Origin of the sequence: Burkholderia sp. Bp9090 (assembly GCF_003857985.1) — a bacterium.
GTDB lineage: Bacteria > Pseudomonadota > Gammaproteobacteria > Burkholderiales > Burkholderiaceae > Burkholderia.
In genome coordinates, this window is the sequence record NZ_QTPV01000039.1 from 25,756 (window position 1) to 50,094 (window position 24,339).

The 24,339-nt window shown below is 68.5% G+C and carries 22 protein-coding genes; 9 read left to right on the plus strand and 13 right to left on the minus strand.

What is annotated here, in order from left to right; genetic code table 11:
- Positions 1–650: 650 nt before the first annotated feature.
- Positions 651–1,775: an MBL fold metallo-hydrolase gene (locus DIE16_RS27655; RefSeq protein ID WP_124893802.1), complete on the minus strand. Its 1,125-nt coding sequence runs from the start codon at positions 1,773–1,775 to the stop codon at positions 651–653.
- A gap of 84 nt (positions 1,776–1,859) precedes the next feature.
- Here DIE16_RS27655 and DIE16_RS27660 point away from each other — a divergent pair, with 84 nt between their 5' ends.
- The 4 genes from DIE16_RS27660 to DIE16_RS27675 all read left to right on the plus strand — a co-directional run bounded on the left by DIE16_RS27660 (position 1,860) and on the right by DIE16_RS27675 (position 6,302).
- Entirely contained in the window at positions 1,860–2,510 is a 651-nt protein-coding gene (locus DIE16_RS27660) for a TetR/AcrR family transcriptional regulator (protein WP_124893803.1), read from the plus strand.
- Between the two features lie 193 nt (positions 2,511–2,703).
- On the plus strand, positions 2,704–3,195 hold the full coding sequence (locus DIE16_RS27665) for a flavodoxin family protein (RefSeq protein WP_044849164.1): 492 nt from the start codon (positions 2,704–2,706) through the stop codon (positions 3,193–3,195).
- 603 nt (positions 3,196–3,798) lie between these two features.
- Positions 3,799–4,458, plus strand: coding sequence for a ProQ/FinO family protein (locus tag DIE16_RS27670; protein ID WP_044849165.1), 660 nt, complete (start codon positions 3,799–3,801; stop codon positions 4,456–4,458).
- Between the two features lie 782 nt (positions 4,459–5,240).
- Positions 5,241–6,302 carry a DMT family transporter gene (locus DIE16_RS27675; protein WP_124893804.1) on the plus strand — a complete coding sequence of 354 codons (1,062 nt, stop codon included), beginning with the start codon at positions 5,241–5,243 and terminating at the stop codon, positions 6,300–6,302.
- Between the two features lie 125 nt (positions 6,303–6,427).
- Here DIE16_RS27675 and DIE16_RS27680 read toward each other — a convergent pair whose 3' ends face one another.
- From DIE16_RS27680 to DIE16_RS27725, 10 genes are all read right to left on the minus strand, one after another.
- A complete protein-coding gene (locus DIE16_RS27680; RefSeq protein WP_124893805.1) occupies positions 6,428–6,793 on the minus strand; it encodes a bleomycin resistance protein in 366 nt (121 codons plus the stop codon).
- Between the two features lie 117 nt (positions 6,794–6,910).
- Positions 6,911–7,501 (minus strand): nitrogen fixation protein NifQ, encoded by a 591-nt coding sequence (locus DIE16_RS27685; RefSeq protein ID WP_124893806.1) that lies wholly within the window; start codon positions 7,499–7,501, stop codon positions 6,911–6,913.
- A gap of 85 nt (positions 7,502–7,586) precedes the next feature.
- A complete protein-coding gene (locus DIE16_RS27690; protein WP_124893807.1) occupies positions 7,587–8,012 on the minus strand; it encodes a molybdopterin-binding protein in 426 nt (141 codons plus the stop codon).
- 183 nt (positions 8,013–8,195) lie between these two features.
- Complete coding sequence (locus DIE16_RS27695; protein ID WP_124893808.1) at positions 8,196–9,707, minus strand: efflux transporter outer membrane subunit; 1,512 nt, start codon at positions 9,705–9,707, stop codon at positions 8,196–8,198.
- Complete coding sequence (locus DIE16_RS27700) at positions 9,704–10,669, minus strand: HlyD family secretion protein (protein ID WP_124893809.1); 966 nt, start codon at positions 10,667–10,669, stop codon at positions 9,704–9,706. The genes DIE16_RS27695 and DIE16_RS27700 overlap by 4 nt, the downstream gene beginning before the upstream one ends.
- 2 nt (positions 10,670–10,671) lie before the next feature.
- On the minus strand, positions 10,672–10,884 hold the full coding sequence (locus tag DIE16_RS27705; protein ID WP_044849171.1) for a DUF1656 domain-containing protein: 213 nt from the start codon (positions 10,882–10,884) through the stop codon (positions 10,672–10,674).
- Between the two features lie 34 nt (positions 10,885–10,918).
- Positions 10,919–13,069 (minus strand): FUSC family protein, encoded by a 2,151-nt coding sequence (locus DIE16_RS27710; RefSeq protein WP_124893810.1) that lies wholly within the window; start codon positions 13,067–13,069, stop codon positions 10,919–10,921.
- The gene (locus DIE16_RS27715; protein ID WP_124893811.1) at positions 13,066–13,545 is read right to left on the minus strand and encodes a MarR family winged helix-turn-helix transcriptional regulator; all 480 of its coding nucleotides are present in this window, start codon (positions 13,543–13,545) and stop codon (positions 13,066–13,068) included. Before DIE16_RS27715 ends, DIE16_RS27710 begins: the two co-directional genes overlap by 4 nt.
- 269 nt (positions 13,546–13,814) lie before the next feature.
- Positions 13,815–15,524, minus strand: coding sequence for a dihydroxyacetone kinase family protein (locus tag DIE16_RS27720; protein ID WP_124893812.1), 1,710 nt, complete (start codon positions 15,522–15,524; stop codon positions 13,815–13,817).
- The gene (locus tag DIE16_RS27725; protein WP_124530016.1) at positions 15,521–15,853 is read right to left on the minus strand and encodes a hypothetical protein; all 333 of its coding nucleotides are present in this window, start codon (positions 15,851–15,853) and stop codon (positions 15,521–15,523) included. Before DIE16_RS27725 ends, DIE16_RS27720 begins: the two co-directional genes overlap by 4 nt.
- Before the next feature lie 24 nt (positions 15,854–15,877).
- Here DIE16_RS27725 and DIE16_RS27730 point away from each other — a divergent pair, with 24 nt between their 5' ends.
- Entirely contained in the window at positions 15,878–17,086 is a 1,209-nt protein-coding gene (locus DIE16_RS27730; RefSeq protein ID WP_124523102.1) for a collagen-like triple helix repeat-containing protein, read from the plus strand.
- A gap of 176 nt (positions 17,087–17,262) precedes the next feature.
- Here DIE16_RS27730 and DIE16_RS27735 read toward each other — a convergent pair whose 3' ends face one another.
- Positions 17,263–18,381, minus strand: a complete 1,119-nt coding sequence (locus DIE16_RS27735) for a sigma-54-dependent Fis family transcriptional regulator (protein WP_124523104.1) — start codon at positions 18,379–18,381, stop codon at positions 17,263–17,265.
- A 514-nt stretch (positions 18,382–18,895) separates the two neighbouring features.
- Here DIE16_RS27735 and msuE point away from each other — a divergent pair.
- The 4 genes from msuE to DIE16_RS27755 all read left to right on the plus strand — a co-directional run bounded on the left by msuE (position 18,896) and on the right by DIE16_RS27755 (position 23,610).
- Positions 18,896–19,456: an FMN reductase gene (gene msuE / locus DIE16_RS27740; protein WP_124523108.1), complete on the plus strand. Its 561-nt coding sequence runs from the start codon at positions 18,896–18,898 to the stop codon at positions 19,454–19,456.
- Between the two features lie 36 nt (positions 19,457–19,492).
- Positions 19,493–20,596, plus strand: coding sequence for a dimethylsulfone monooxygenase SfnG (gene sfnG / locus DIE16_RS27745; RefSeq protein ID WP_124893813.1), 1,104 nt, complete (start codon positions 19,493–19,495; stop codon positions 20,594–20,596).
- A 189-nt stretch (positions 20,597–20,785) separates the two neighbouring features.
- The gene (locus tag DIE16_RS27750; RefSeq protein ID WP_124523110.1) at positions 20,786–22,015 is read left to right on the plus strand and encodes an SfnB family sulfur acquisition oxidoreductase; all 1,230 of its coding nucleotides are present in this window, start codon (positions 20,786–20,788) and stop codon (positions 22,013–22,015) included.
- A 146-nt stretch (positions 22,016–22,161) separates the two neighbouring features.
- Positions 22,162–23,610: an APC family permease gene (locus DIE16_RS27755; RefSeq protein WP_124893814.1), complete on the plus strand. Its 1,449-nt coding sequence runs from the start codon at positions 22,162–22,164 to the stop codon at positions 23,608–23,610.
- Between the two features lie 43 nt (positions 23,611–23,653).
- Here DIE16_RS27755 and DIE16_RS27760 read toward each other — a convergent pair whose 3' ends face one another.
- Positions 23,654–24,301 (minus strand): LysE family translocator, encoded by a 648-nt coding sequence (locus tag DIE16_RS27760; RefSeq protein ID WP_124893815.1) that lies wholly within the window; start codon positions 24,299–24,301, stop codon positions 23,654–23,656.
- Positions 24,302–24,339 lie beyond the last annotated feature (38 nt).

The following is a 24,339-nucleotide window of genomic DNA, read 5'->3' on the forward strand; positions in this document are numbered from 1 at the left end:
CGTAAACCTTTGTCTAGCAATCAGTTGCGCCACTTTCTTCATGTTGTTTCACGCGAACTGAACGTGATTGATGGGTAAAATGGGGGCGCATGGATCTCGAGCGTCCTATTGGGTTCAAGCGATGAAAAGCGAGGTCAAACCGTATCAATGAAAACGTGTTTTGTGGTTTTCAATACGTTTCGCTCTGCGAAGACAATCGACACGCCGTCGAACTGCGACGTCGCCGAACAGACCCGGGATTCAAGAGATGCGACGCCCCTCTTCATCGCCAGTTGTCACGTGACAACGCGCTGCCCCGGCGGTGCCGGATTGCGAATCCACGGGGGTTGGGAGAAATCGAAGCGGGCGCCGGGCCGATGTTGAATTTACCGGGCGTCCAAAGACTGCGTCGAACTAATGCTGATTCTGTAGACAGCCTCGGATGAACGTCTCCGAGGGGCTTGGCCAATGTCTATCGCAGCGCATACGAAACGGGGATCTGCAGAAAACTGCATCAAGAAGATAAGGTGCATTGCCATCGTCGGGCTGGCCGTGTCTATCTGGATAGTGTGGAAGGTCAGATTTCCGGCCTCACCGACCATCAACCCCGTATCGCGACGAAAATTCACCGCCGCGACGTTCTCGCCCAGAAACCGTCGCGGCCATCGAACCTACTTCGTCGCTTGCGACGCGCAGGGTTGCCACCGGCGTGTCTTCGTTTCGGAAGTCTTTGCCGGCTCATCGACCGATCGCCACCACCGCTCGCCGCGATGCGGCTTATTCAGATCGAGTCGCTCGCCCATCCTGGGCGTTGACAGCTCGACGCCACGCACCATTGCCAGCGCGGTGACGCGTTCGAACGGCTCTTGCCAACGATGCATCGCGAGATCGAACGTGCCATTGTGAATCGGCATCAGCGTGCGACCGCGCAGGTCGATATGCGCCTGCACGGTTTCTTCCGGCTGCATGTGCACGTAAGGCCATTGCGGGTCGTATGCGCCGGTCTCGATCAGCGTCACGTCGAAGGGCCCAAGACGCTCGCCGATTGTCCGGAAACCGTCGAAATAGCCGGTGTCGCCGCTGAAGAACACGCGCAGATCGTCGTCGACGACGACCCACGACGCCCACAGCGTGCTGTTGCCGTCAAACAGGCTGCGCCCGGAGAAGTGCTGCGCCGGTGTCGCGATCAGCGTCAGGCCGTCGACGTCGATGCTCTGCCACCAGTCGAGCTGCCGTACCTTCTGCGAGTCGATACCCCATTCGATCAGGCGGTCGCCGACGCCCAACGTCGTGACGAACACGCCGGTGGTGGCCGCAAGCGCGAGCACCGTGTCGCGGTCGAGGTGATCGTAGTGATCGTGAGACAGGATCACGCCGCGCAACGGCGGGAGGTACTCGAGCGCAATCGGCGGCGCATGGAAGCGCTTGGGGCCGACGCGCCGGAACGGCGATGCACGCTCGGCAAACACGGGATCGGTCAGCCAGAACTCACCGCGCAGTTTCAACAATAACGTTGAATGCCCCAGCCGATACAGGCTGCGGTCGGGGGCCGCGTCGAGTTGCTCGCGGGTCAGTGAATCGATGGGCAATGCGCCTGTCGGAACCGTGTTGCGCGGCTTGTTGACCAGCATGTTCCATGCGATACCCAGCGTCTTGCCGAAGCCTTCGACCGGTCGCGGTGCGACGTTGCTGAAGCGTTCGCCGTTGTGCTGCGGCGACTCGCCGGACAGCGTGCGGCCACGCCTGGCGGCGGCGAAACCCAGTACGCGATGAAGAAAAACGAGAGGCGAAGCCATGTCGATTCGTCCGGAAATAAAAGTATACCGAGCAGTGTAGTTTATCCCTGGGAAAAGTAAACTCGGCGGTGTAGAATTTTTTGTATGGATACGAGCACTTCTCCTCAGCGCCTGACCGACCGAAAGCGTGCGGCAATACTCACCGCGGCGATCGAGGAATTTCTCGCGGCCGGCTATGACGCAACCAGCATGGATCGCATTGCCGCGCGCGCCGACGTGTCGAAGCGCACCGTCTACAACCACTTCCCGGGCAAGGAAGCATTGTTCGCGGCGATCCTGCATCAGCTGTGGGACGCGACACTTACCGCCGGCGCGCCGGCTTACTGCGCCGACGTGCCGTTGCGCGATCAACTGCTCGCGCTGCTGGGCCGCAAATTGCGGTTGCTGAACGACGAAGCGTTTCTCGCACTCGCACGCGTCGCGATCGGTGCGGCCATCCACTCGCCGGAACGCGCGCGCGACATGGTCGAGCGCATGGGCGAGCGCGAAGAAGACGTGACGGTCTGGATTCGCGCGGCCGCTGCGGCCGGCCGGCTGACGGTGACCGATCCGGTATTCGCCGCGCATCAGCTGCACGGAATCGTGAAAGCGTTCGCGTTCTGGCCGCAGGTGACGATGGGCCAGCCGCCGCTCGGTGTGCGGGAGCAGAAGAAGGTTGCGGAAACGGCCGCCGACATGTTTCTCGCGTACTACGCGCATGCGGACCGCGCCGATGCGAGCGTCGGGCAGGACTGACCGCACATCGTGCGAAGCGCGGAGTGGAACAGGCGCGTCGATATACTCGATGTGCGCTGCGTCTGCCGCCTCGAAGAATCTGCCATTCGACAGCGGAAGAACGCAGGCCCGGGCACACACGTCGACGTAGTCCGTTTGAGCCTTACCGACGTGTGCGGCGGCCGCATTTGAAACCGAACGCGAGCGAACCCCGATGAAGACGCTGTTGATCGTCTATCACACGATGACCGGAGGCACGCAGCAGATGGCCGAGGCGGCCGCGGATGCCGCGCGCCAGCAACCCGGCGTCGACGTCAGGTTGCAGCGTGCGGATGCGACGAGCGCGGATGACGTGCTCGCCGCCGACGCCTACCTCTTCGCGACGCCGGAAAATCTCGCCGCGATGTCCGGGCTGATGAAGGATTTCTTCGATCGCTGTTACTACGCGGCACTCGATCGGGTGAACGGCCGTCCGTATGCGGCGATGATCTGCGCAGGCAGCGACGGACAGAACGCGCTGCGCCAGATCGACCGGATCGCGACCGGATGGCGGCTCAGGAATGTGGCGCCGGGCCTGATCGTCTGCACCCATGCGCAGACACCGGAGCGCATCCTCGCGCCGAAGACGATCGGCAGCGAGGATCTCGCGCGCTGCGCGGAGATCGGCGCGGGTCTTGCCGCAGGGCTTGCTCTCGGCGTGTTCTGATTGGCGACGATCGAGCCGGCCGCCGCGAAGCCGCAACTGTGCGCAACGACCGGAGCGCGACGCCTCGTGTGCCGCGTTCGATGACCGCGAGTGCTAGCGATGCGCACGATTCGCGGGACACCACTCCAGCGAACCGCATTGCCGTTCGCGGCAGCGACACCCAGCGATACCAAGCGACACCAACAGCTTGTCGATGCCCCGGTCAACCTTTGCCGATACTGGCAGCCGATGATGTTCGGGCCACATGCTTTTCACGTGAAGCGCACTGAAGCGAGAAAGTGCGGAAAGCGACACTACGTAACGCGTGTGTCGATACCTGTCGAAAACACCGCCATAATGCGCGTCACGACTGCGCGGACGCCTTGCCTGCCACCCGGATCCGTCAAATCCGAACCGGTGAGTCAACCGACTGCCGCGCGTACCGGTATACTTCCACTCCTGCCTTTGTCCGGCATCGTGGCCGGGTGCCTGAAACAGTGGTGGTGGCGATGCGGCCCCGCAATGATCCGCATCGGTGGCAGTCGAGCCGCAGGCGATGCGGCGAACGCCGATGTGCGGAATGGCCGCACGAACCACACCTTATATTCCTGGTGGATTGAATTTATGGGTTTTGAACAACTTGCCGAATTGCGGGCGCAGCTCGCAGCCAAGGCCAAGCAGGAGCGCAACGCGAAGCGACCGGCTACGCAACCGGACGCAGGCGCGAAGCCGAAGTCCGGCGATCGGCCCGCTCGTGGGGCCAAATCGGGTGCCGGGGCCAAAGCGCCGTCCGGCGCGAAGCCCGCTTCGGCGAAGCCGTCGACGCCGGTCGATCCGGTCATCGTCGCAATCGGCAAACTGCAGCGCCGGTTCCCGCGCGCGTTCCCGAAGAATCCGGCTCCCAAGGTGCCGCTGAAGGTCGGTATCTGGGACGATCTCGCCCGCGAGGCGCAAGCCGTCGGCCTGAGCGAAGCCGAGCTGCGCGAGGCAATGTCCACGTGGTGCCGCGGCAATCGTTACTGGTCGTGTCTCGTCGAAGACGCGGTGCGGGTCGATCTGCAAGGTAACGAAGCCGGACGTGTGACGCATGACGACGCCGCGCGTGCGCGCCGGCTGAAGTCGCGTCGTCCGGGCAACAAGGGCGGCGCACAAGCAGCGAAGGGCGCACCGCAGCAGCCGAAGGCCGATGCACAGGCCGACGCCGCCGCGCCGCAGCCGGCAGCCGTGGAAGCACCGGCCGACGCAGCACCGCAGGCCGAGCAGCAAACGGCCGCGAGCGAGTAACACGCGATGCGTCGCCGCGCGATATGCGCGGTGACGCGCCGGCCTTCACCGCACATATCGCGCATCACAGACGGACCGACCTGTCCTTGTCTGGGCGGGTCGGGACTGCCACCGCTGGCCGTACAGCCAGTCAGCCTTGCCCGATCAGCATCGAACTGCCAATCGAACCGACGACGAAAGCACGTCGGCGGACGCGGCTTGCGAAACGTGTCGCTTACGTCGGGCGCGCGGCGACCAGGCATCGGGGAGTGTCGGCGCGCATCATGAATGCACGGTGCCGTCCCATCCGGAGAACGATGCACAGGCGGGCGTCCCGCACGACTGCGTATCCGCGCTTGCGCGCAGACGATCGACGCATGCGCCATCGAGTGAGTGACCAACGCACATCCGCTTGCGTTCAATCACGATAATTCGTGTTCCTAATGTAATCGGATCGGCGATGAAATCCGGATTCGCACCCACGCGAATATGTCTCACGGGAACTGTTGTCAGGCGTGAAGTGCGGCCGTATTCGAGAGACGGACGTGGAGATGTCCGGATGCGCCGTCGCGGCCGGCCGCTCGTCAGTTGGCGACCCGCAACACAAACGCGATAATCTCCCCGGCACGAATCGTCGGGCCGGCCTGCGTTGCCGCCCGCGCATGACGCGACAGGTACCTGAAAGCCTGCGCAATTCGTCCGACATTCCCCGACATTGAAAGGCACCGGCAAACCGCAAGCGCCACCGCATCGCACGCAACCTGCCGATTCCATACGCCCAACGCCAACGCCAAGACCGCATCATGAACCCGAGACATTCCGCGATTCTCGTCGCGCTCACCGCCGCCGCGCTGTTCGGCGCCGCGACGCCGCTCGCCAAGGCACTGATCGGCGCGATGTCGCCGTTCATGGTCGCGGGCCTGTTCTATCTCGGCAGCGGGATCGGCCTGGGCGTCGGGATCCTGCTGCGCGGGTTGCGCTGCCGCCGCGCGCCGGCCGAGGACGCAGCGCCGCTGCAGCGCGCGGACCTGCCGTGGCTCGCCGGCGCGATCGCGGCCGGCGGCGTCGCGGGTCCGGCGCTGCTGATGCTCGGGCTGTCGAGCACGCCGGCCGCCACGAGTGCGCTGCTGCTCAATCTCGAAGGCGTGCTGACGGCGGTCATCGCGTGGGTCGTGTTTCGCGAGAACGTGGATCTCCAGGTGTTTCTCGGCATGGTTGCGATCGTCGCGGGCGGCACGCTGCTGTCGTGGGTGCCGGGGCGCGCCGGCGTGCCGGTCGGCGCGCTGCTGATTGCCGGCGCATGCCTGTGCTGGGCGATCGACAACAACCTGACCCGCAAGGTCGCCGCGAACGATGCGATGGTCATCGCGTGCGTGAAAGGCCTGGTCGCCGGGCCCGTGAACATCGGCATCGCGCTCGCGACGGGTGCGTCGCTGCCCGCCGTTCCGGCCACGGCCGCCGCGATGCTGACCGGCCTCGGCGGCTACGGGATCAGTCTCGTGTTGTTCGTCGTCGCGCTGCGCCATCTCGGCAGTGCACGCACGGGCGCGTATTTTTCGGTGGCGCCGCTGTTCGGCGTCGTGCTGTCGTTGCTGATCTGGCCGGCGCTGCCGTCGGTCACGTTCTGGATCGCGGCCGCGCTGATGGCGCTCGGCATCTGGCTGCATGTGCGCGAACGGCACGAACACGAGCACGCGCATGAGCGGCTCGAGCATACGCACCGGCATCGGCACGACGAACATCATCAGCACGCGCACGACTTCCCGTACGACGGCGATGAACCGCACACGCATCCGCACGTGCATCTGCCGATCACGCACAGTCACGCGCATTTCCCGGATATTCACCACCGCCATCGACACTGATCGCGCGGCACGGGCGCACGCCCCGCGCTGTGTGCCACGCGCATCGCAAGGTAACCGTTTATGGGGCCGTCGCTCGTGTCCGCTGCACGGCTTCGGCGTCGATCGACGGGGCGAACCGTGGCGAGTCAGTCGTCCGTCTGAATCAACCGGATCAACGACCCGTCCGGGTCGATCAGCGCGCCGACGGTGCCGCCCCATGCCTCGCGTTTCGGCCGATGCACGCGCGGCCAGCCGGTCGTTTGCTCGGGAATGCCGGCGGCGAGCACTGCGTCGAAAAACGCATCGACGTCGGCGAGCCGGAAGCAGCAGCTGAACCAGCTCGTGGCCGGATCGAGACCGGGGTGCGGAAAGAATTCCAGCAGCAGGTCGCCGCGCCGCAGGATCATCCAGCCGTCGTCGCGCCAGGTTTCGACGAAGCCGAGCTTCGCGTAGAAAAGCGACGTAACTTCGAAATCGCGCGACGGCAGATTGGGACTCGCAAAGTCGGTCAAGGCGGTTCCTCCAGTGGGCGCAGCGATCGAACGAACGCGCGGGAAAAACGTGCGGACGGATGTCGCGCATGAACGGTCAAACGATACACACCGGCAAGCCGCGGGCCGCCGCTGCGACTATCGTCCCGGGGGAAAGCAGAATCCGAAATCCTCGCAGCCCGGGCATCCGGGGGCGGGCCCGGGCGGCAGGCCGAGCGATGCGGCCGCTTCCTGCGCGAGGAATTTCTTCCAGCGCAGGTTCGCGAGATTGCGTGCGGCGAGCGCGGGAAAATAGCGGTCGAGCAGCGCGGACACCGCGGCGCGTCCGTCGAGGCCGAGATCGCGCCACAGGTGATCGGGGCGCAGGCACGCATGCGCGATGATGGTCGCGACGCAGTCGGCATCGTCGCGTGCGACGGCGCAATGCGCATCCTGCATCAACCGCGCGTGCAGTGTCGCGATGAACTGCGCGTGCGCGGTCGGCAGCGGCGCGATGGCGGTCGCCGACACGAGCGCGGCGACATCGTCCGAACCCAGGTGCGGAAACTGGCGGGCAAGCAGGCCGCTCAACCGCGCGGGAGACAGACCGAGCAGCGCGAGCTCGTTGCGGCATGCGCGTGCCGCAACGAGGGTGCCGAACAGACGTGCATCCGGAGAATCGGCGTCGGCCGCCCCGGCCAGCAGCGATTGCAATACGCGCTCATGCGCGTGCTCGAGCATGGACGTCATCGTGTGCGCCCGCGCGCCGGTCGAGCGTCGCACGCCGCGTGCGGGCGCGGCGCACGATGGATCGTCGGTGCGGTCGACAGGGCGCTCACTCGACTCCGACGATCACGCTCGACGCCTTGAAGATGGCGGACGCGGCCTTGCCGCTCGCGAGGCCGAGACGATCGACGCTGTCGTTGGTGACGATCGCGACGATCTCGGCGCCGCCCACCGCCTTGATCACGACTTCCGAATTGACCGCGCCTTTCGCGATCGACGACACGGTGCCCGAGACGCAGTTGCGGGCCGACACCTTGCTGCTGTCGACGTCGACCATCACGATCACCGACGATGCCTTGACGAGCGCAAACGCCTTCGTGCCGGCCGCGAGGCCCAGCGATGCGACGCTGCCATGCGTGATCACCGCGACGATGTCGAGGCCGTCCTGGGTACGCAGCGTGATTTCGTCGTTGACCGCACCGGGCTTGACGGCGCCGATCTGGCCGGCGAATTGATTACGGGCGCTGGTTCGCATGATGACTCTCCGGGAAATGGGCGGCCCGACGGGCGGCCGGCGAATGACGGAAACTGCGGACGAGTTTACCGGCAATGCAGGCGACGCGCGACGTCGGCATCGACATACCGGACATGCGAAATCGCGCACGATGGCGCGGGACGGCAGACGTGTCGTGCACGCCGGCTGCCGCCCCGCGCGCGCTCACTTTGCGGCGGCCGGCGCCGCGGCCGGCGCAGCAGCCGGCGTACCCGCCGCCGAAGTCTGCTGCGCCGCAGCGGGCGCAGCATCGCCTTCCCATCCGCCGCCGAGCGCGAGGAACAGCTTGACCTGGTCGGCGGCGACCTGGCCCTCGGCCGCGGCGACCTGCGCGCGCACGCTCGTCAGCGTGCGTGTCGCATCGAGATCGGAGATGAACGACTCGCGGCCGGCCGTATAAAGCCGGTGCGTTTCGTCAGCGGAACTGCGCGCCGATTCGTAGGCCGTGCGCAGCGCATCGGTGCGCTGCACGTCGGCAGCATAGGTCGCAAGGCTCGACTGCGTTTCGCGCAGCGCGTTCAGCACGACGCCGTCGAAATGCGCGAGCGCGCCACCGGTCGCGGCTTCGGCCTCGCGCACGCGCGCGCGCTGGCCGTTGACCGGGAACGACCAGCTGATCAGTGGTCCGAACGACCAGCGATTGGTGGTGGATGAGAACAGGTCGGCAGCGACGCCGACCGAGCCGGCCGACGCGCCGATGCTGACCGACGGATACAGCGCGGCCGTCGCGACGCCGATCCGCGCAGTCGCGGCGGCGAGCTGGCGCTCGGCCTCGCGCACGTCGGGGCGGCGGCGCAGCAGCGCGGCGCCGTCGCCAATCGGAATCGGCTGGCGCAGCTTCGGCAGCCGCTCGCATTCGGCGACAGCCTTCGGCAGGTCGGCGGGTGAGCGCGCGAGCAGTGCGGCGAGCTGGTACTGCGCGATCTTGCGGCGGCCTTCGAAACGCGGGATGTCGGCCGCGAGCGTGCGCACCTGCGTGACGCCGCGCGTGACGTCGGTCTGGTTGCCGCGCCCCGCGTCGCGCAGCCGCTGCGACAGCTTCACGCGCTGCTGCTGCAGCGCGAGCGACTGCTTCGCGATCGCGAGCTCGTCGCCGGCGGAGCACGATTCGACGTAGGCGCGCACGACGTCCGCGACTACCGTGATGCGCGCGAGGTCGGCGGCCGCCTGCACGGCTTCGCTGTCCGCGCGCGCGGCCTCGACGCCGCGCCGCAGCTTGCCGAACAGGTCGAGCTCGTACGACACGCTGATGCCGACCGCGCCCTCGTTCACGACCGGCAGCTTGTTTTCGAGCAGATACTGTTCGGCCGATTCCTGCGCGCGCTGCACGGCGGCTTCCGCGCGGCCGGAAAAGCCGCCCTGTTCGTTCGCGACTTCCAGCGCCGCGCGCGAACGCGCAAGGTTGGCCGCGGCGACGCGCAGGTCGGTGTTCGATTTCAGCGCGCTGCGCACGAGTTCGTCGAGCACGCGGTCGTCGTACAGCTGCCACCAGTTGCCGGGCACCGGGTCACGCGACACGAGCGTGCCGTTCGCATCGTCGAGCGCATGGTTCGCGAGCGGCGCATTCACGTACGCCTGCTGCGGCAGCCTGTAGTCGGGGCCGACGGATTTGCACGCGCCGAGTGCGAGCGCGAGTGGCGCGAGTGCCGCCGCGAGGCGCAGGCCGTGCCGCTTCATTGCGAGGCTCCCTTCGCGCTTGCGCCCGCGGGTGCCGAAGCCGTCGCCGGCGCGGCAGCGCCGGCAGCCGGCTTCGCCTTGTCGTCACGACGCGCATCGGGCGAGCGCATCGCGACGGTCGCGGTGCGCCCTGCGATCATCCGGAAGTCGTCGGGCACCTCGTCGAGCACGACGCGCACCGGCACGCGCTGTGCGAGCCGCACCCAGCTGAATGCCGGGTTCACGTTCGGCAGCAGGTTCGCGCCCTGCGTGCGGTCGCGATCCTCGATCGCGGCGACGATGCTCTGCACGTGGCCGCGCAGCGGCCGCGGCTCGCCCATCACGACGATGTCGACCGGCTGGCCGATGTGGATGCCGCGCAACTTGGTTTCCTCGAAGTAGCCGTCGACGCGGAACGAATTGCGGTCGACGACCGACAGCACCGCGCGGCCGGCCGGCACGTATTCGCCGACGCGCGGCGCGCGATCGTTCAGGTAGCCGTCGACGGGACTCACGATCGTCGTGCGCTGCAGGTTCAGCTTCGCTGTGTCGAGCGACACCTGCGCGTCGGCGACGGCGGCTTCGCCCTGCTCGACGCGCGTGCGGCTTTCTTCGACCTGTTCGCTGGCGACCAGGTTGCCGAGCTGCTGGTTGCGCGCATATTCGCGCTTCGCCTGGGCGAGGGTCGCGCGGCGCTGCGCGAGCGTCGCTTCGGCCAGCCGTTGCGCGAGCGCGTAGCGGGCCTGGTCGATCACGAACAGCACCTGGCCGCGCTTCACCTCCTGGTTGTCGGCGACCTGCACCGCGGTGATGAGCCCCGCCACGTCGGGTGCGACCTGGATCACGTCGGCGCGCACGTGGCCGTCGCGTGTCCACGGCGAGAACATGTAGTAGTTGATGATCCGCCACAGCACGAGGGCGGCCACGACGACGACGATCAGGGTGAGCAGGATCTGCCCTGCCGAGAGCCAGGTTTTTTTCACGGTTAGCTAGCCACGAGATGGTGAGACACGATGACGACCGCGGCAAGCACGAACACGTAGATGCCGAGGTCGAAGATCGAACGGTGCCAGACGAGGCGGTAAAAGCCGACGCGTTCGAGCAGCGCGCGCACGACGATGTTGATCAGGTAGGCGATCAGCATCAGCACGAGCGGAGCCGGCACGAATACGCCGAAGATGTCGATTTCGCCGATCATGGTCGCGGTCGGAAAGACAGGTTGGAAAGCGGGATCATGCGCGTGCTCCGTCCGGTGCGGCTTGCGGCGGCTGCGCGGATGCGGCCGGGTACAGCGACAGGCGCAGGCCGACGAGCGCGTGCAGCGTGTCGCGCAGCCGGCGGTGCGTCGCGGGCGTGACCGGCGCCGCGGGCGTGCCGGGCGTCGTGCCGCCGTCCGCCGGCGCGACGGAAGTGCCGGGCAGGTTGCGCCCGGCCACGCGCTGCAGCGCGTCGTCGATCGATGCGAGCAGCGCGGGCGGTGCAGGCTGGCGTGCATTCGCGGCCGCGCAGCGCGTGTAGTGATCGTTGACGCCGGCGAGCACTCGGTCGATCGCATCGGGCACGTCGCCCGTCAGCTTGCGGCGCGAGCGGCGCAGGTCGAGCGCGTTCAGCGCGATGCGCAGGTCGCGGAAGCTCTCGATCGACGGATGGCGGTGGTCGTCCGACGCGCCGAGGCGCGGCAGCAACTGCGTGACGCGATCGAGCATGCGCGACGCATGGTTGCGCTGGTCGTCGAGCGGCTGCGTCGACGCGGAGCGCGCGACGTCCTCCCAGCCCGAGCGCAGCAGGCGCCGCACCGCGAGCTCCGCGCCGAACGGCCGCGTCGCGCGCGTCCATACGTACGCGAACAGCAGCCCGGCGACACCCGCGAGGTTGCTGTTCAGGAACACGAAGAAGTCGGCGTCGTATGCGCTCTGGATGCTGATGAAGGTGGCGGTGTTCACCGCGACGAGCATCGTCACCATGTTGAATTGCGGGCGCGGCAGCAGCGTGCCGATCAGGATGAACGGCCCCGCGAACATCAGCACGAGCATCGGGAAGTCGTGCACGTGCGGCAGCACGACGAACAGGTACAGCCCGGCGAACACGACGCTCGCGGCCGTCGACAGGAAGAACTTGAACACCAGCGGCGCCGGTTCGTCGAGCGCGGCGAAGAAGCTGCACGACACGGCCACGAGCGTGACGGCCGCGGCACCGTCGTGCCAGCCGGACGAGATCCACAGCGAGCACGCGAACACGATCGCGAGCACGACGGTCAGCGTCGAGAACAGCATCATCCCGCGATCGAAGAAGCGTTCGGTGCCGCCGAGCCGCCAGTGCCGGTAGCGCGGCTGCCAGACGCCCGACTCGTTCGCGATCAGCGCGCGCAGCGAGCGGCAGTCCTGCCAGATGTCGATGACCTGGCGCAGCCGCCACAGCGCGTTCGACAGCAGCGCGCCGTCCCAGCTCGCCAGCGCGCCGTCGGCCGGCTGCAGCGCGGCGATGCGTTCGCGCAGGTTGTCCGCGACCGGGTCGTGCGCCATGTCGCCGTCGTTGCCGGCCTTCACGGCCGGCAACGGCGCGTCGAACCACTTCGCTGCGTCGGCGAGCAGCGCGTCGAGCGCCGGCGGCCGCACGTGCAGGTCGCGCATCAGCGCGATCAGCGGATCGGCGAGCGACGACATCAGCGGCAGGAACAGCTGCATCCGGCCGGCGAGCGCCTGCGCGCGGGCGAGCACGCGCGGGTGCGCATGGTCGTAGCTCAGCTGGCTCAGCAGGAATTCGAGGCCGGTGATGGTCGCGGCGAGGCGTTGCCGGCACGCGGACAGCGCCTTGCCCGCGATATGCCCGGACAACGTCTCGCGGCCGTAGAACGCGGCGTCCTTGAACCATGCGTCGGTGCGCTCGATCAGCGTCGGCGCGAGCCGGTTCGGGAACACGGCGCTGCCGACCACGCTCGCGCACACGATGCCGAGCACGATTTCCTCGGTCCGCGCGATCGCGACGTCGAAGATCGTCGACGGATCGGTCACCGTCGGCAGCGCGACCAGCGGCATCGTGTAGCCGGCCAGCATGAACACGTAGCTACGCGCGGTGCGGTCGGAGATCGCGAGATAGAGCAGCGTGCCGCACCATGTCGCGACGATGACGCTGAACAGGAACGGCGTCTCGACGAACGGCGGCACGAACAGGATCGCGGCGGCCGCGCCGAGCGCGGTGCCGAGCGCGCGATAAAGCGCCTTCGAGCGCGTCGCGCCGACGAACGGGTTCGACACGATGTAGACGCTCGCCATCGCCCAGTAAGGGCGCGGCAGCTGGAAATACAGGCCGAGGTACAGCGCCAGCATCGACGCGGCGAACGTCTTGCCCGAGAACAGCCAGTCGCGAAGGCTCGGATAGGTCATGACGTGGAATCGGCTGGGTGGGACGGACGCGACGCCGGATGCTGCGCATCGGCCGCGTTGAACGCGTTCAGCACGCGCAGCGTGGCTTCGAGATCGGCGCGCGTGACGCCCTTGAGCACCTGGGCGCGCAACACGCGCAGGTCTTCTTCCATCTTCGCGGTGACCGCGCGGCCGGCGGCCGTCAGCGAGATCGTCTTCGCGCGGCGGTCGTGCGGATCCTCGTCGCGGCGTGCGAGGCCGGCCGCGCACAGCTGGTCGAGCAGGCGCACGAGCGACGGCCCCTCGATGCCGACGTGTTCGGCGAGCGTACCCTGGCGCACGCCTTCGCCGAGGCGGCCGGCGATCAGCAGCGGCGTCGCGCAGGCTTCGGATACGTTGTACGCGGTCAGCACGGCGTCGCTCGTGCGGCGCCACTTGCGCGCGGTGAGCACCAGCAGGCTGCTGACGGCGAGGCGGAGGTCGTGCAGATTGGTCATGGGCGAGATGATAGGAGCAAAAACATTCGATAGCAAACTATCGGTTTTGTCACCCGGGTGTCATGCCGCATGCCGGGGCGCCGACCTGCAATGCGCAATTCGGGCGTCCGGCCGAGAGGGGGTCAACCTGTAAGGTCGCAAGCGCGCGGTGCGCCGTGATGCCGCGCGGCAACCCGATGGATCGACCGGATCGCGCCGCCTGGTCCGACCGGGAGATCGCGCCCGGCGAACGCCGGCTCGCGAGGCCGACGCGTCGCCCGCATCCCCGTCTACCGCACGTACGGCAGCAACGCGCGCAGCCAGTACGCGACCGCCACCGCGCCGCCGTCCGGCGTGCCGATCGCGCGTTCGCCGAGATAGCTCGCCCGTCCCGCACGCGGTGTCATGCCGGCCGTCTGCTGCGCGCCGCGTTCCGCGGCGTCCACGGCGGCCGCCCATGCGCTCGCGGGGTCGCGGTCATGGTCGAGTGCGTGGTCGAACGCATCGGCGGCGGGCAGCAGCGCGTCGAGCATCGTCCGGTCGCCGGCGCGTGCGCCGCCCAGTTCGGCGATTGCATCGGCTGCGCTGCGCAACGCCGCGGCCCAGTCGCGTGCCGACGGCTCGGCGGTATCGGCCGCCGCGGCGAGGCGCCGCGACGCGCGCAGCAGCGCGGTCGCGTAGAACGGTCCCGAACTGCCGGCGATCGCGCGGCGCAATGCGGCGCCGAGCGCCGCGAGCGTGCCGGCCGGCGAGCCGTGCGCGGCGTCAGGCAACGCGAGGATCGCCTGCGCGGCGCGCCGCATGCTCGCGCCGAGATCGCCGTCGCCGGCGGCCGTGTCGAGTTCCGTCAGGGTCGCCTCGTGGTCGATCAACGCCTGCGCGACCGCGCGCAGCGCCGGCTGCAGCCGGGCGGCCCACGCATGACCGGCCGCATCGAGCGGCGGCAGCGGCTCGTCGTGCGCGGCGGCCGCGGCCACGCGAATCTGCGCGTTGACGGCGCCGCCGCCGGGCCATGCGCGCGCCTGCGTCGGCGCGTCGAGCAGGGCGATCCGCTCGTCGTTCAAGCGCAGCAGCGAGATCGAGCAGCCGGGCATGTCCAGCGCGGACAGGAACGTGCCGGCCCATGCGCGCGCGACGCTGATGCCGCGCCGGCTCAGGTTGTCGTACGCGGCGCGCAGCACGATCGCCAGTTCCATGTCCGGGGTCGCGCCGAGACCGTTGACGAGCAATGCGACGCGTTCGCCGCGATCGAGCACGAGGTCGGTGACGATGCTCGACAGCAGCGTCTCGACGAGCGCGTCGGCCGGCATCGGCGCGGTGCGTTCGACGCCTTTCTCGCCATGGATGCCGAGGCCGAGCTCGATCTCGTGTTCGGCGAGGCTGAAGCCCGACTTGTCGGCGCCGGGGATCGTGCAGCCGTCGAGCGCGACGCCCATCGTGCCGAGGTCGGCGGCCGCGTCGCGTGCGATCGCCGCGACGCGGACAAGCGGCAGCCCGCGCGCGGCAGCCGCGCCCGCCAGCTTGTGGATCAGCACGGTGCCGGCGATCCCGCGCCGCTGCCCGCGCTCGACGCGGCCGCGCAGCGACACGTCGTCGGCGACGATCACCGTCTCCACCGGAATGCCGTCGGCGCGCGCGAGTTCGGCGGCCAGCCCGAAATTGAGGCGGTCGCCTGTGTAGTTCTTCACGACGAGCAACGCGCCGTTCGGGCCGACGCTCGCGCGGATCGCGGCGAGCACGGCATCGGTCGGCGGCGACGTGAACACTTCGCCGCAAACGGCCGCGCTCAGCATCCCTTCGCCGACGTAGCCGCCGTGCGCGGGCTCGTGACCGCTGCCGCCGCCGGACAGGATCGCGACGGGGCGCCGCGACGGCTCGGGCAGCGGCTGGCGGACGAGCACCTGCTCGTCGCCGAGGATCGCGACATGCGGCGACTGCCGCGCGATGCCTTCGAGCATTTCGCGCACGACGTCGGACGGGTGGTTCACGAGCTTTTTCATGGCGACGGTTTCCTGACGATGGGGCGCAGCCCGGCGGCACGCGTGCGGTGCCGCCGGGGCTGCGTACTGTGGATGGTAGGCGGTGAATGGCAGGCGGCGCGCGCCGAATGCAATGCGCCGCGCTTAGCGTTACGTAACATCGAAGCATTCGTAGCACGAATGTAACGATACCAGCGCCGCTCATGGGCATGAAACGCATCGATCGCGATCGCGGGCAGGCGCTTGTCCGGGCCCGCGGGCGCCGGCACGGCGGCGGGAATGCCCGTGCGCTCGCACCAATGGCATGGAAAATGCTGTTTCTTCCTCCGGTCCTCAATCGAACCTTCCATCGCCCGGACCGCGAGGAGACCACCATGTATCGCACCCGCATTGTCACGTCCGCGGCGTTGCTCGCCGCCGCCGGCGTGCTGGCCGCCTGCGGCGGCAACGACGTCGCCGCGCCGTCGAGCGCCGCCGCGAGCACCAGTGGCGCAACCATCGCGGGCGACGCGCCCGGCAGCAACACGCCGGACGGAGGCTGGGGCACCAGCGGCGCCCCCGGCACGCGCGGCGTCGTGAGTACCGCCGGCGCGCTCGCGGTCGGCGTCGGCTCGACCGTCAGCGCGGCGTCGTTGCCGGTACTCGGCAACGCCGTGACGCGCAGCGCAGGCGACACGATCTCGAGCGTCAGCACGATTTCGCGCGCCGCGACCAATGCGCTCAGCGACGGGCTCGGCAGGATCGGCTCGACGTCCGATCCGGTCGGCACGACGGTTGCCGGCCTCGGCGACGTGGTCGGCGCAACGGCGAATCCGGTCGCGGGCCTCGCGCAGACCGTCCGCGCGCTCGGCTCGGGGCCGCTGGCGCCGCTCGCGCCGGTGACCACCCCCGTCGGCGCGGCGCTCGACACCGTGGCCGGCGGCCTCGGCACGGCGGGCAAGACGGTCGGCGCGACGCTGGCGTCGGGCGCCGTGCAGCAGGTCACGCAGCCGCTCAGCTCGGCCGTCACGCCGCTCGTCATCACGGCCGGCCAGGCGACGCAGCAGATCGGCGCGACCACGGGCCTCGGGCAGCCGGTGGCCGGCCTGCTCGGGCAGGTCGGCGGCGTGCTGGCGACGACCGGGGGGCGGATGGGCTCCGTTTCGTCGCAACCGGCGGTCGGGGCGGTGGGCGAAGTCGTCGGCGCGCTCGGCAATACCGTCACGAACGCAGGTGGACTCGTGAACGCCAACGGCCCGAACGGCGTCGCGCCGATTCCCGGCCTGATCGTGAGTCTCGCGGGCGCTTCCATCACCACCGTGCAGAACGGTCCGTCGAACGGCGCGCCGGGCGGTTCGAGCGCGTCCGGCCCGCTCGGCGGCTTGCTGTCGGGGGCCGGCTCGACGCCGCTCGGGTCGCTGACCGGTGCGCTCGGCAGCGCGGCCGGTGCCGGCGCGGCGAGTCCGCTTGCTCCGGTGACCAATCTCGTGTCGACGGTCACCGGTGTGGTCGATAGTGGCGCGGGCGGCGCCGGTGCCGCGGCGAATCCGCTCGCGCCCGTGACGTCGTTGCTCGGCGGTGTGACGGGCGGCGTCGGGAAATAGCGGCGCACCGCGCGGCGAGCGGCCGGACGACGCGCGGCTCGCCGCTGCGGGAACGCGCGCCGCATCGCCTTCGCCGAGCCACGCCGTCGACGATGCGCGACGATGCGCGACGCGCCGACGCGGCCGTCACCCGCAGCACCTGACGCGCGGCGCCGCGTGCCGCCGCGCGATCGCGCCTACTTGGCTGCCGCGATCGCCTTCGCGCGAATCAAGCGCGCGCGCAGCACATTGCGGCTGATGCCGAGCAGGCGCGCGGCCTGGATCTGGTTGCGGTGACTGAAGTCGAACGCGACCCGCATCACGGTGTCCTCGATATACTCGAACAGGTTCTCGTGCGCCTCGTCGAACAGCGCGCACAGCGCCAGCTCGAGCGCTTCCCGGGCAGGCACCCGGCTCGCTGCTTCCCCCGCGGCCGTGACCGGCACGCACGACGATGCCAGGTTCAGGTCGGTGTCCTGCAGTGCATCGTGACGGCTCACCAGCAGCGCGTGATGCATCACGTTCTCCAATTCGCGGATATTGCCGGGCCACGAATGCGCTTCGAGGCGGCGTGCCGCGCGCGGATCGATGCTGCGCGGCCCGTGGCCGAGGCGGCCGCGGTATGCGTCGAAGAAGTGGCGCGCGAGCGGCAGGATGTCGCCGGGCCGTTCGCGCAGCGATGGCACGTCGAGCCGCACGACGTTGAGCCGGTAGAACAGGTCGCCGCGAAACCGTCCGTCCGCCACCGCCTGCTGCAGGTCGACGTTGGTCGCGGCCACCACGCGCACGTCGATCGGGATGCTCGTGCGCGAGCCGAGCCGCACGACCTCGCGTTCCTGCAATACACGCAGCAGCTTGACCTGCATCGACAGCGGCAGGTCGCCGATCTCGTCGAGAAACAGCGTGCCGCCGTTCGCGGCCTCGAACCAGCCCGGCTTCGTGCCGGCCGCGCCCGTGAATGCACCTTTCTCGTGACCGAACAGTTCGCTGTCGACGAGCGTGTCGGAGAGCGCGCCGCAATTCACGGCGACGAACGGCCCGCCGCCGCGATGGCTGACGTCGTGCACGTGGCGCGCGATCAGCTCCTTGCCGGTGCCGGTTTCGCCGACGATCAGCACGTTCGCGTCGCTCGGCGCGACGCACCGCACGCGCTCGAGTAGCGCGAGCGAACGTGGATCGACGAAGACGTGCGTACGTGGGCGGGCCGGTGCGTGGTGCGCCGGACGGGCGGGAGCGGGCGCGCTATGCGATTCGTCCGGCTGCGCGGTGACGACACGAAGATTGACCGGACGTGGCGTGGCAAACAGTGAAGTCATGGCGATGAAGGCGTAAGTCGATCGAACGGGCCGGACCCGCGCCGACGGGCGCCGCGGTCCGGTTGCTGCCCGGTCAGCAGAGTGTTCAGTGTTTTGCGCCGCACGGGAAACATCGATTTCTGATAACGAAAGCGGGATTGCTGCGCAGGATGCAACGGCGCGGGAACGTGCTGCCGTGACAGCGGATTCGACGGCATTGCGCTCGGCACGACGCGCGCAGGGCGTTGCGATCGGACGGCTGGAGCGCGCGGCACTGCTGATTGAGCAGCAGCGCATCAGCACGGCTGTTTCCGCCGGTTCATCGCCGTGCGGAATATCGATGTGACGTGATTTCCGGAACGCTTGCCACGGCCGGCCATATGGCTGCGGAAGCCGCGCCAGGCGGTCGCTCGAACGATATTTCGTGATGCAGAGGATCGACGCGATCGCGCCTGCGTCGACAATGGCACGCTCCTTGCGGACCCGACACGGTATCGGCGCGGCAACGCGCAGCTCGACAACGGGAACGCATGGCATGAGCAATACCCTCAACGTCGTCGCCATCTCGGGCGGCCTGCAGCGGCCGTCACGCACGCTGGCGCTGACGAACGCGATCGTCAGCGCGCTCGGCGATGCCGTGCCGATCGACGCACGGTCGATCGAACTCGGCGAAATCGGCAGCCGGCTGGCCGGCGCGCTGAAGCGCGCGCAGGTACCGCCCGATCTCGACGCGCTGATCCGCGCGATCGAGACGGCCGATGCGCTCGTCGTCGCGAGCCCCGTGTATCGCGCGTCGTACACCGGCCTCTTCAAGCACCTGTTCGACCTCGTGCATCACGAGTCGCTGGTCGATGTGCCGGTGCTGCTCGCGGCCACCGGCGGCAGCGAGCGGCATGCGCTCGTGATCGACCATCAGCTGCGGCCGCTCTTCAGCTTCTTCCAGGCGCGCACGCTGCCGATCGGCGTGTATGCGGCCGAAAGCGATTTCGACCGCTACGAGATCGCGAACCCCGCACTGCGCGCACGCATCGCGCTCGCGGTCGAGCGCGCGGTGCCGCAGCTGCGTCCGCGCGCGCTTGCCGCCGCGGCCGCGTAGCCCGTCTCTCGTTTTTCCATTCGATCAGGACTTCTCATGAGCATTCACGAACCTTCGGCCGACGGCGTCAAATTCGCATACTGGGTGCCGAACGTCAGCGGCGGCCTCGTCGTCAGTACGATCGAGCAGCGTACCGACTGGAGCCTCGAATACAACCAGAAACTCGCTCGCACGGCCGAAGCGGCCGGCTTCGACTACGCGTTGAGCCAGATCCGCTTCACGGCCGGCTACGGCGCCGAATACCAGCACGAGTCGGTGTCGTTCAGCCAGGCGCTGCTGCACGCGACGACGAAGCTCAAGGTGCTTGCGGCGATCCTGCCGGGGCCGTGGCATCCGGCCGTGGTCGCGAAGCAGCTTGCCACGATCGACCACATCTCGAACGGGCGCATTGCGATCAACGTGGTGAGCGGCTGGTTCAAGGGCGAGTTCACCGCGATCGGCGAGCCGTGGCTCGAGCACGACGAACGCTATCGGCGCTCGAAGGAATTCATCCAGGCGCTCAAGGGCATCTGGACGCAGGACAATTTCACGTTCAAGGGCGACTTCTACCGCTTCAACGACTACACGCTGAGCCCGAAGCCCGTGCAGAAACCGCACCCGGAGATCTTCCAGGGCGGCAGCTCGCGCGCGGCACGCGACAACGCGGCGAGCGTGTCGGACTGGTACTTCACGAACGGCAATACGCCGGAGAACCTGAAGGCGCAGATCGACGACATCCGCGCGAAGGCTGCTGCGAACAACCATCGCGTGCGGATCGGCGTCAACGCGTTCGTGATCGCGCGCGACACCGAGGAAGAGGCGAAGGCCGTGCTCGACGACATCATCCGGCACGCGCATGTCGAGGCGGTGAATGCGTTCGGCGATGCGGTGAAGGAGGCCGGCAAGGCGTCGCCGGAAGGCGAGGGCAACTGGGCGAAATCCACGTTCGAGGATCTCGTGCAGTACAACGACGGCTTCCGCACGAACCTGATCGGCACGCCGCAACAGATCGCCGAGCGGATCGTCGCGCTGAAGGCGATCGGCGTCGATCTCGTGCTCGCCGGGTTCCTGCATTTCATCGAGGAAGTCGAGTACTTCGGCAAGCGCGTGCTGCCGCTTGTGCGCGAACTGGAAGCGCAGCGGCAGGCGGTTGCCGCGTGATGCGCGGCGCCTGCGCGCTGAGGCGCTGAGGCGCTGACGCGCTGACGCAGGCCGCGCACCGGGCGGGCGAACGGACGGCCTGCGATGAGCATCGCAGGTGAGGCGCCTGACGCTTCCCCTATCGAAACTGGCGGTCGACGGATGCCTGCGCGGCGTCGTCGATCCATGCAGATTTTTGCCGGAAACTCCATGTCCACGGAAATCATCGAAGAACACACGCGGCCGCAAGCAGACGCTGCGCCGGTTCCCGTCATCGGCTCCGATGCCGAAGCGCTCGACGTCGCGCATCAGGTCGCGGCGCGACTCGCCGAACATGCGGCGCTGCGCGATCGCGAACGGAAGCTGCCGTACGACGAAATCGAGTTGTTCTCGTCGAGCGGACTGTGGGGGATCACCGTGCCGCGCGAATACGGCGGCGCGGAAGTGTCGAACGTCACGCTCGCGGAAGTGATTGCGATCGTCTCGCAGGCGGACCCGTCGATCGGGCAGATTCCGCAGAATCACTACTGCCTGATCGAGGATATTCGTCTCGAAGGCAACGATGCGCAAAAACGCTTCTTCTTCGATCTCGTGCTGAAGGGCGCGCGCTACGGCAACGCGTTTTCGGAAGCGGGCGGCAAGAACGTGCTCGACATCCGGACGCGCGTGCGCCGCGACGGCGACGGATTCGTGCTGAACGGCCGCAAGTTCTACTCGACCGGTACGCTGTTCGCGCACTGGATTCCGGTGCTGGCCCTCGACGAGGCGGACCAGGCGGTACTTGCATTCGTGCGGCAGGGCGCGCCGGGGCTTACCGTGGTCGACGACTGGAGCGGCTTCGGCCAGCGCACCACCGCGAGCGGCACGGTGATCGCCGAGAACGTGCGCGTGAGCGCGTTCGAGATCTTCCATACGCAGCGTTCGTACGATCGTCCGACCTTCGCGGGCCCGTTCGCGCAGATCACGACGGCCGCGATCGATCTCGGCATCGCGCGCGCCGCGCTGCAGGACACGATCGCATTCGTGCAGCAGCATGCGCGGCCCTGGATCGACAGCGGCGTCGAACGCGCAAGCGAGGACCCGCTGACGATCGCGCAGATCGGCGACATCGCGTACCGCGTGCATGCGGCCGAAGCGCTGCTCGCGCGCGCGGGGCGCTTCGTCGACGTCGCGAAGCGCGAGCCTGACGAGGACACGGTCGCGCAGGCCGCGATCGCCGTCGGCGAGGCGAAGATCGCGACGACCGAGGTATCGCTGCTCGCGGCGAGCAAGCTGTTCGAACTGGGCGGCAGCAAGTCGACGCTCGCGAAATACAACTTCGACCGCCACTGGCGCAACGCGCGCGTGCATACGCTGCACGATCCCGTGCGCTGGAAATACCACGCGGTCGGCAACTACTACCTCAACGGCGTGAAGCCCGCGCGCCATTCGTGGAACTGACGAACCCGCGCCGGCGTCGTCGCCGCGACGTCGTTCCGATGCGCGCCGCGGCGCATTTTCGTACGGGCGCCCGCAGCGGCCCGCGTCGAGGCCATGACACGGACGCGGCACACGCCGCGCCGCCCCAATCATGACAAGGTGAATCGATGAGTCATCCAGCCACACCCGCGCAGGCGCTGCCCGCGCCGGGCACCGCGCCGCAGGCAGGCGGCCTGCGGCGCAATTACCTGAGCCTGCCCGAGCTGATCGCGCAGTCGATCGGCCTCGTCGGCGTGTCGGGCGGGATCGGCGTGCTGATTCCCGCCGTGTTCGCGACGGCCGGCAACGGCACCTGGCTCGCGTACCTGTTCGCGATCGTCGCGCTGCTGTTCTCGTCGTGGAGCATCTCGGTGTTCGCGCGCGATTCGGCGTCGCCGGGCGCGCTGTATGCATACGTGTCGGCCGGCATCGGGCCGACCTGGGGCGCCATCTGCGGCTGGTCGCTGCTGATCGCCTATGCGGTGGCCGCGGCGGGCATCCTGCAGGGCACGATCAACACGTTTCTCGTGCTCGGCCGCGAAACGGGGCTGCTCGGCGGCGCCACGCCGCTCGGCACGGTGCTCGGCCTCACGGTCGTCACCGCGTTTGCCGCGTGGTACATCGCGTTTCGCGACATCCGGCTGTCCACGCGCTTCACGCTGTTCGTCGAGCTCGCGACGCTGCTGCTGATCGCCGCCGTCGTGATCGGAACGATCGCATTCGGCGGTCATCCCGTCGATCGTGCGCAGCTCACGCTCGAAGGCGTGAAGCCGACGCAGCTGCAGCTCGGGATGGTGCTGGCGTTCTTCAGCTTCACCGGGTTCGAGAGCGCGACCGTGCTCGGCGCCGAGGCGCGCGACCCGTTCCGCGCGATTCCGCGTGCGGTGCTGATCAGCGTGGTCGGGCCGGCGCTGCTGTTCGTGGTGGGCGCGTACGGGATGGTCGGCGCGTTCCACGGGCAGACGCCGCCGCTCGATCGCGTCGACGGGCCGCTCGCGGTGCTCGCGCATCGGCTGGGCGCCGGGTGGGTCGGGGTGCTGATCGACGCAGGGGTGGCGCTCAGCTTCTTCGCGGCGTTCTTCTCGTCGATCAACGCGGCGGCGCGCATCGTCTATACGTTCGGGCGGCAGGGCGTGCTGCATGCGTCGACCGGGCGCGCGCACGAGACGAACGCGACGCCGCACGTCGCGGTCGCGCTGATCGCGGTGCTCGCGCTGGCGACGGCGCTGGTGCTGACCGCACGCGGCACGGCGCTGCTCGATTCGTACGGCTATCTCAGCTCGATCGCCACCTACGGCTGGCTGCTCGCCTACGTGCTGGTCGCGATCGGTGCGCCGCTCTATCTGCGTCGGCAACGCAGGCTTCGCGCGCGGCACGTCGCGATCAGCGTCGTCGCGGTCGTGCTGCTCGCGATTCCGCTCGCCGGCAGCGTGTATCCGGTGCCGGACGGCGTCTATGCATGGCTGCCATACGTGTTCGTCGCGTTGCTGGCGGTCGGGCTCGCGTGGTTCGTGGTGCTGCGCGTGCGGTTTCCGGAGCGGCTGCGCGACCTGGAGGCCGAATTGCTGACGAAGTGAACGCGCGGTGGCGCGATGAACATCGGTACGTGCGTCGCGGCCGTCACGCCACACCCGCCATGCTCGACGCCTCGACGAGCATCTGCACGCCGAGGCCGCCGAGCACCGCGCCCATCGCCCAGCGTTGCGCGAGCAGCAGCGCCGGCCGCCCGTGCAGGAACTTCGCGATGCCGCTCGAGCCGATCGCGACCAGTCCGTTCGCCGACACGAACGCCGCGATCAGCAATGAGCCGAGAAAGAGCGACTGGCCGAACACGCTGCCTTGCCGGTAATCGATGAACTGCGGCAGCAGCGACACGAACAGCATCGCGAGCTTCGGATTCAGCACGCTGGTCGTCGCGCCCATCGCGAGCAGCCGCAGCGGCTGCTCGTTCGGCAGCGTCTTCACTTCGAACGGCGAACGGCCGCCGGGCCGGACGGCCTGCCACGCGAGGTAGAGCAGATACGCGGCGCCCACCACGCCGAGCACGGTGCCCGCGTACGGCACGCTCAGGAACAGCGTCGTGATCCCGAACGCGGCGCCGAACATGTAGAACAGATAGCCCACCGTCACGCCGGCCAGCGAAATCAGCCCGGCGGTGCGCCCTTGCGCGATCGAGCGCGACATCACGTAGACCATGTTCGGCCCCGGCGTGATCGCGAGCATGCCGCCGATGACCAGGAATCCGTAGAGCGAGCCGGAGGTATGCATGGTTACAGCTTCCCGCGATGAATGTCGATGACGTCCAT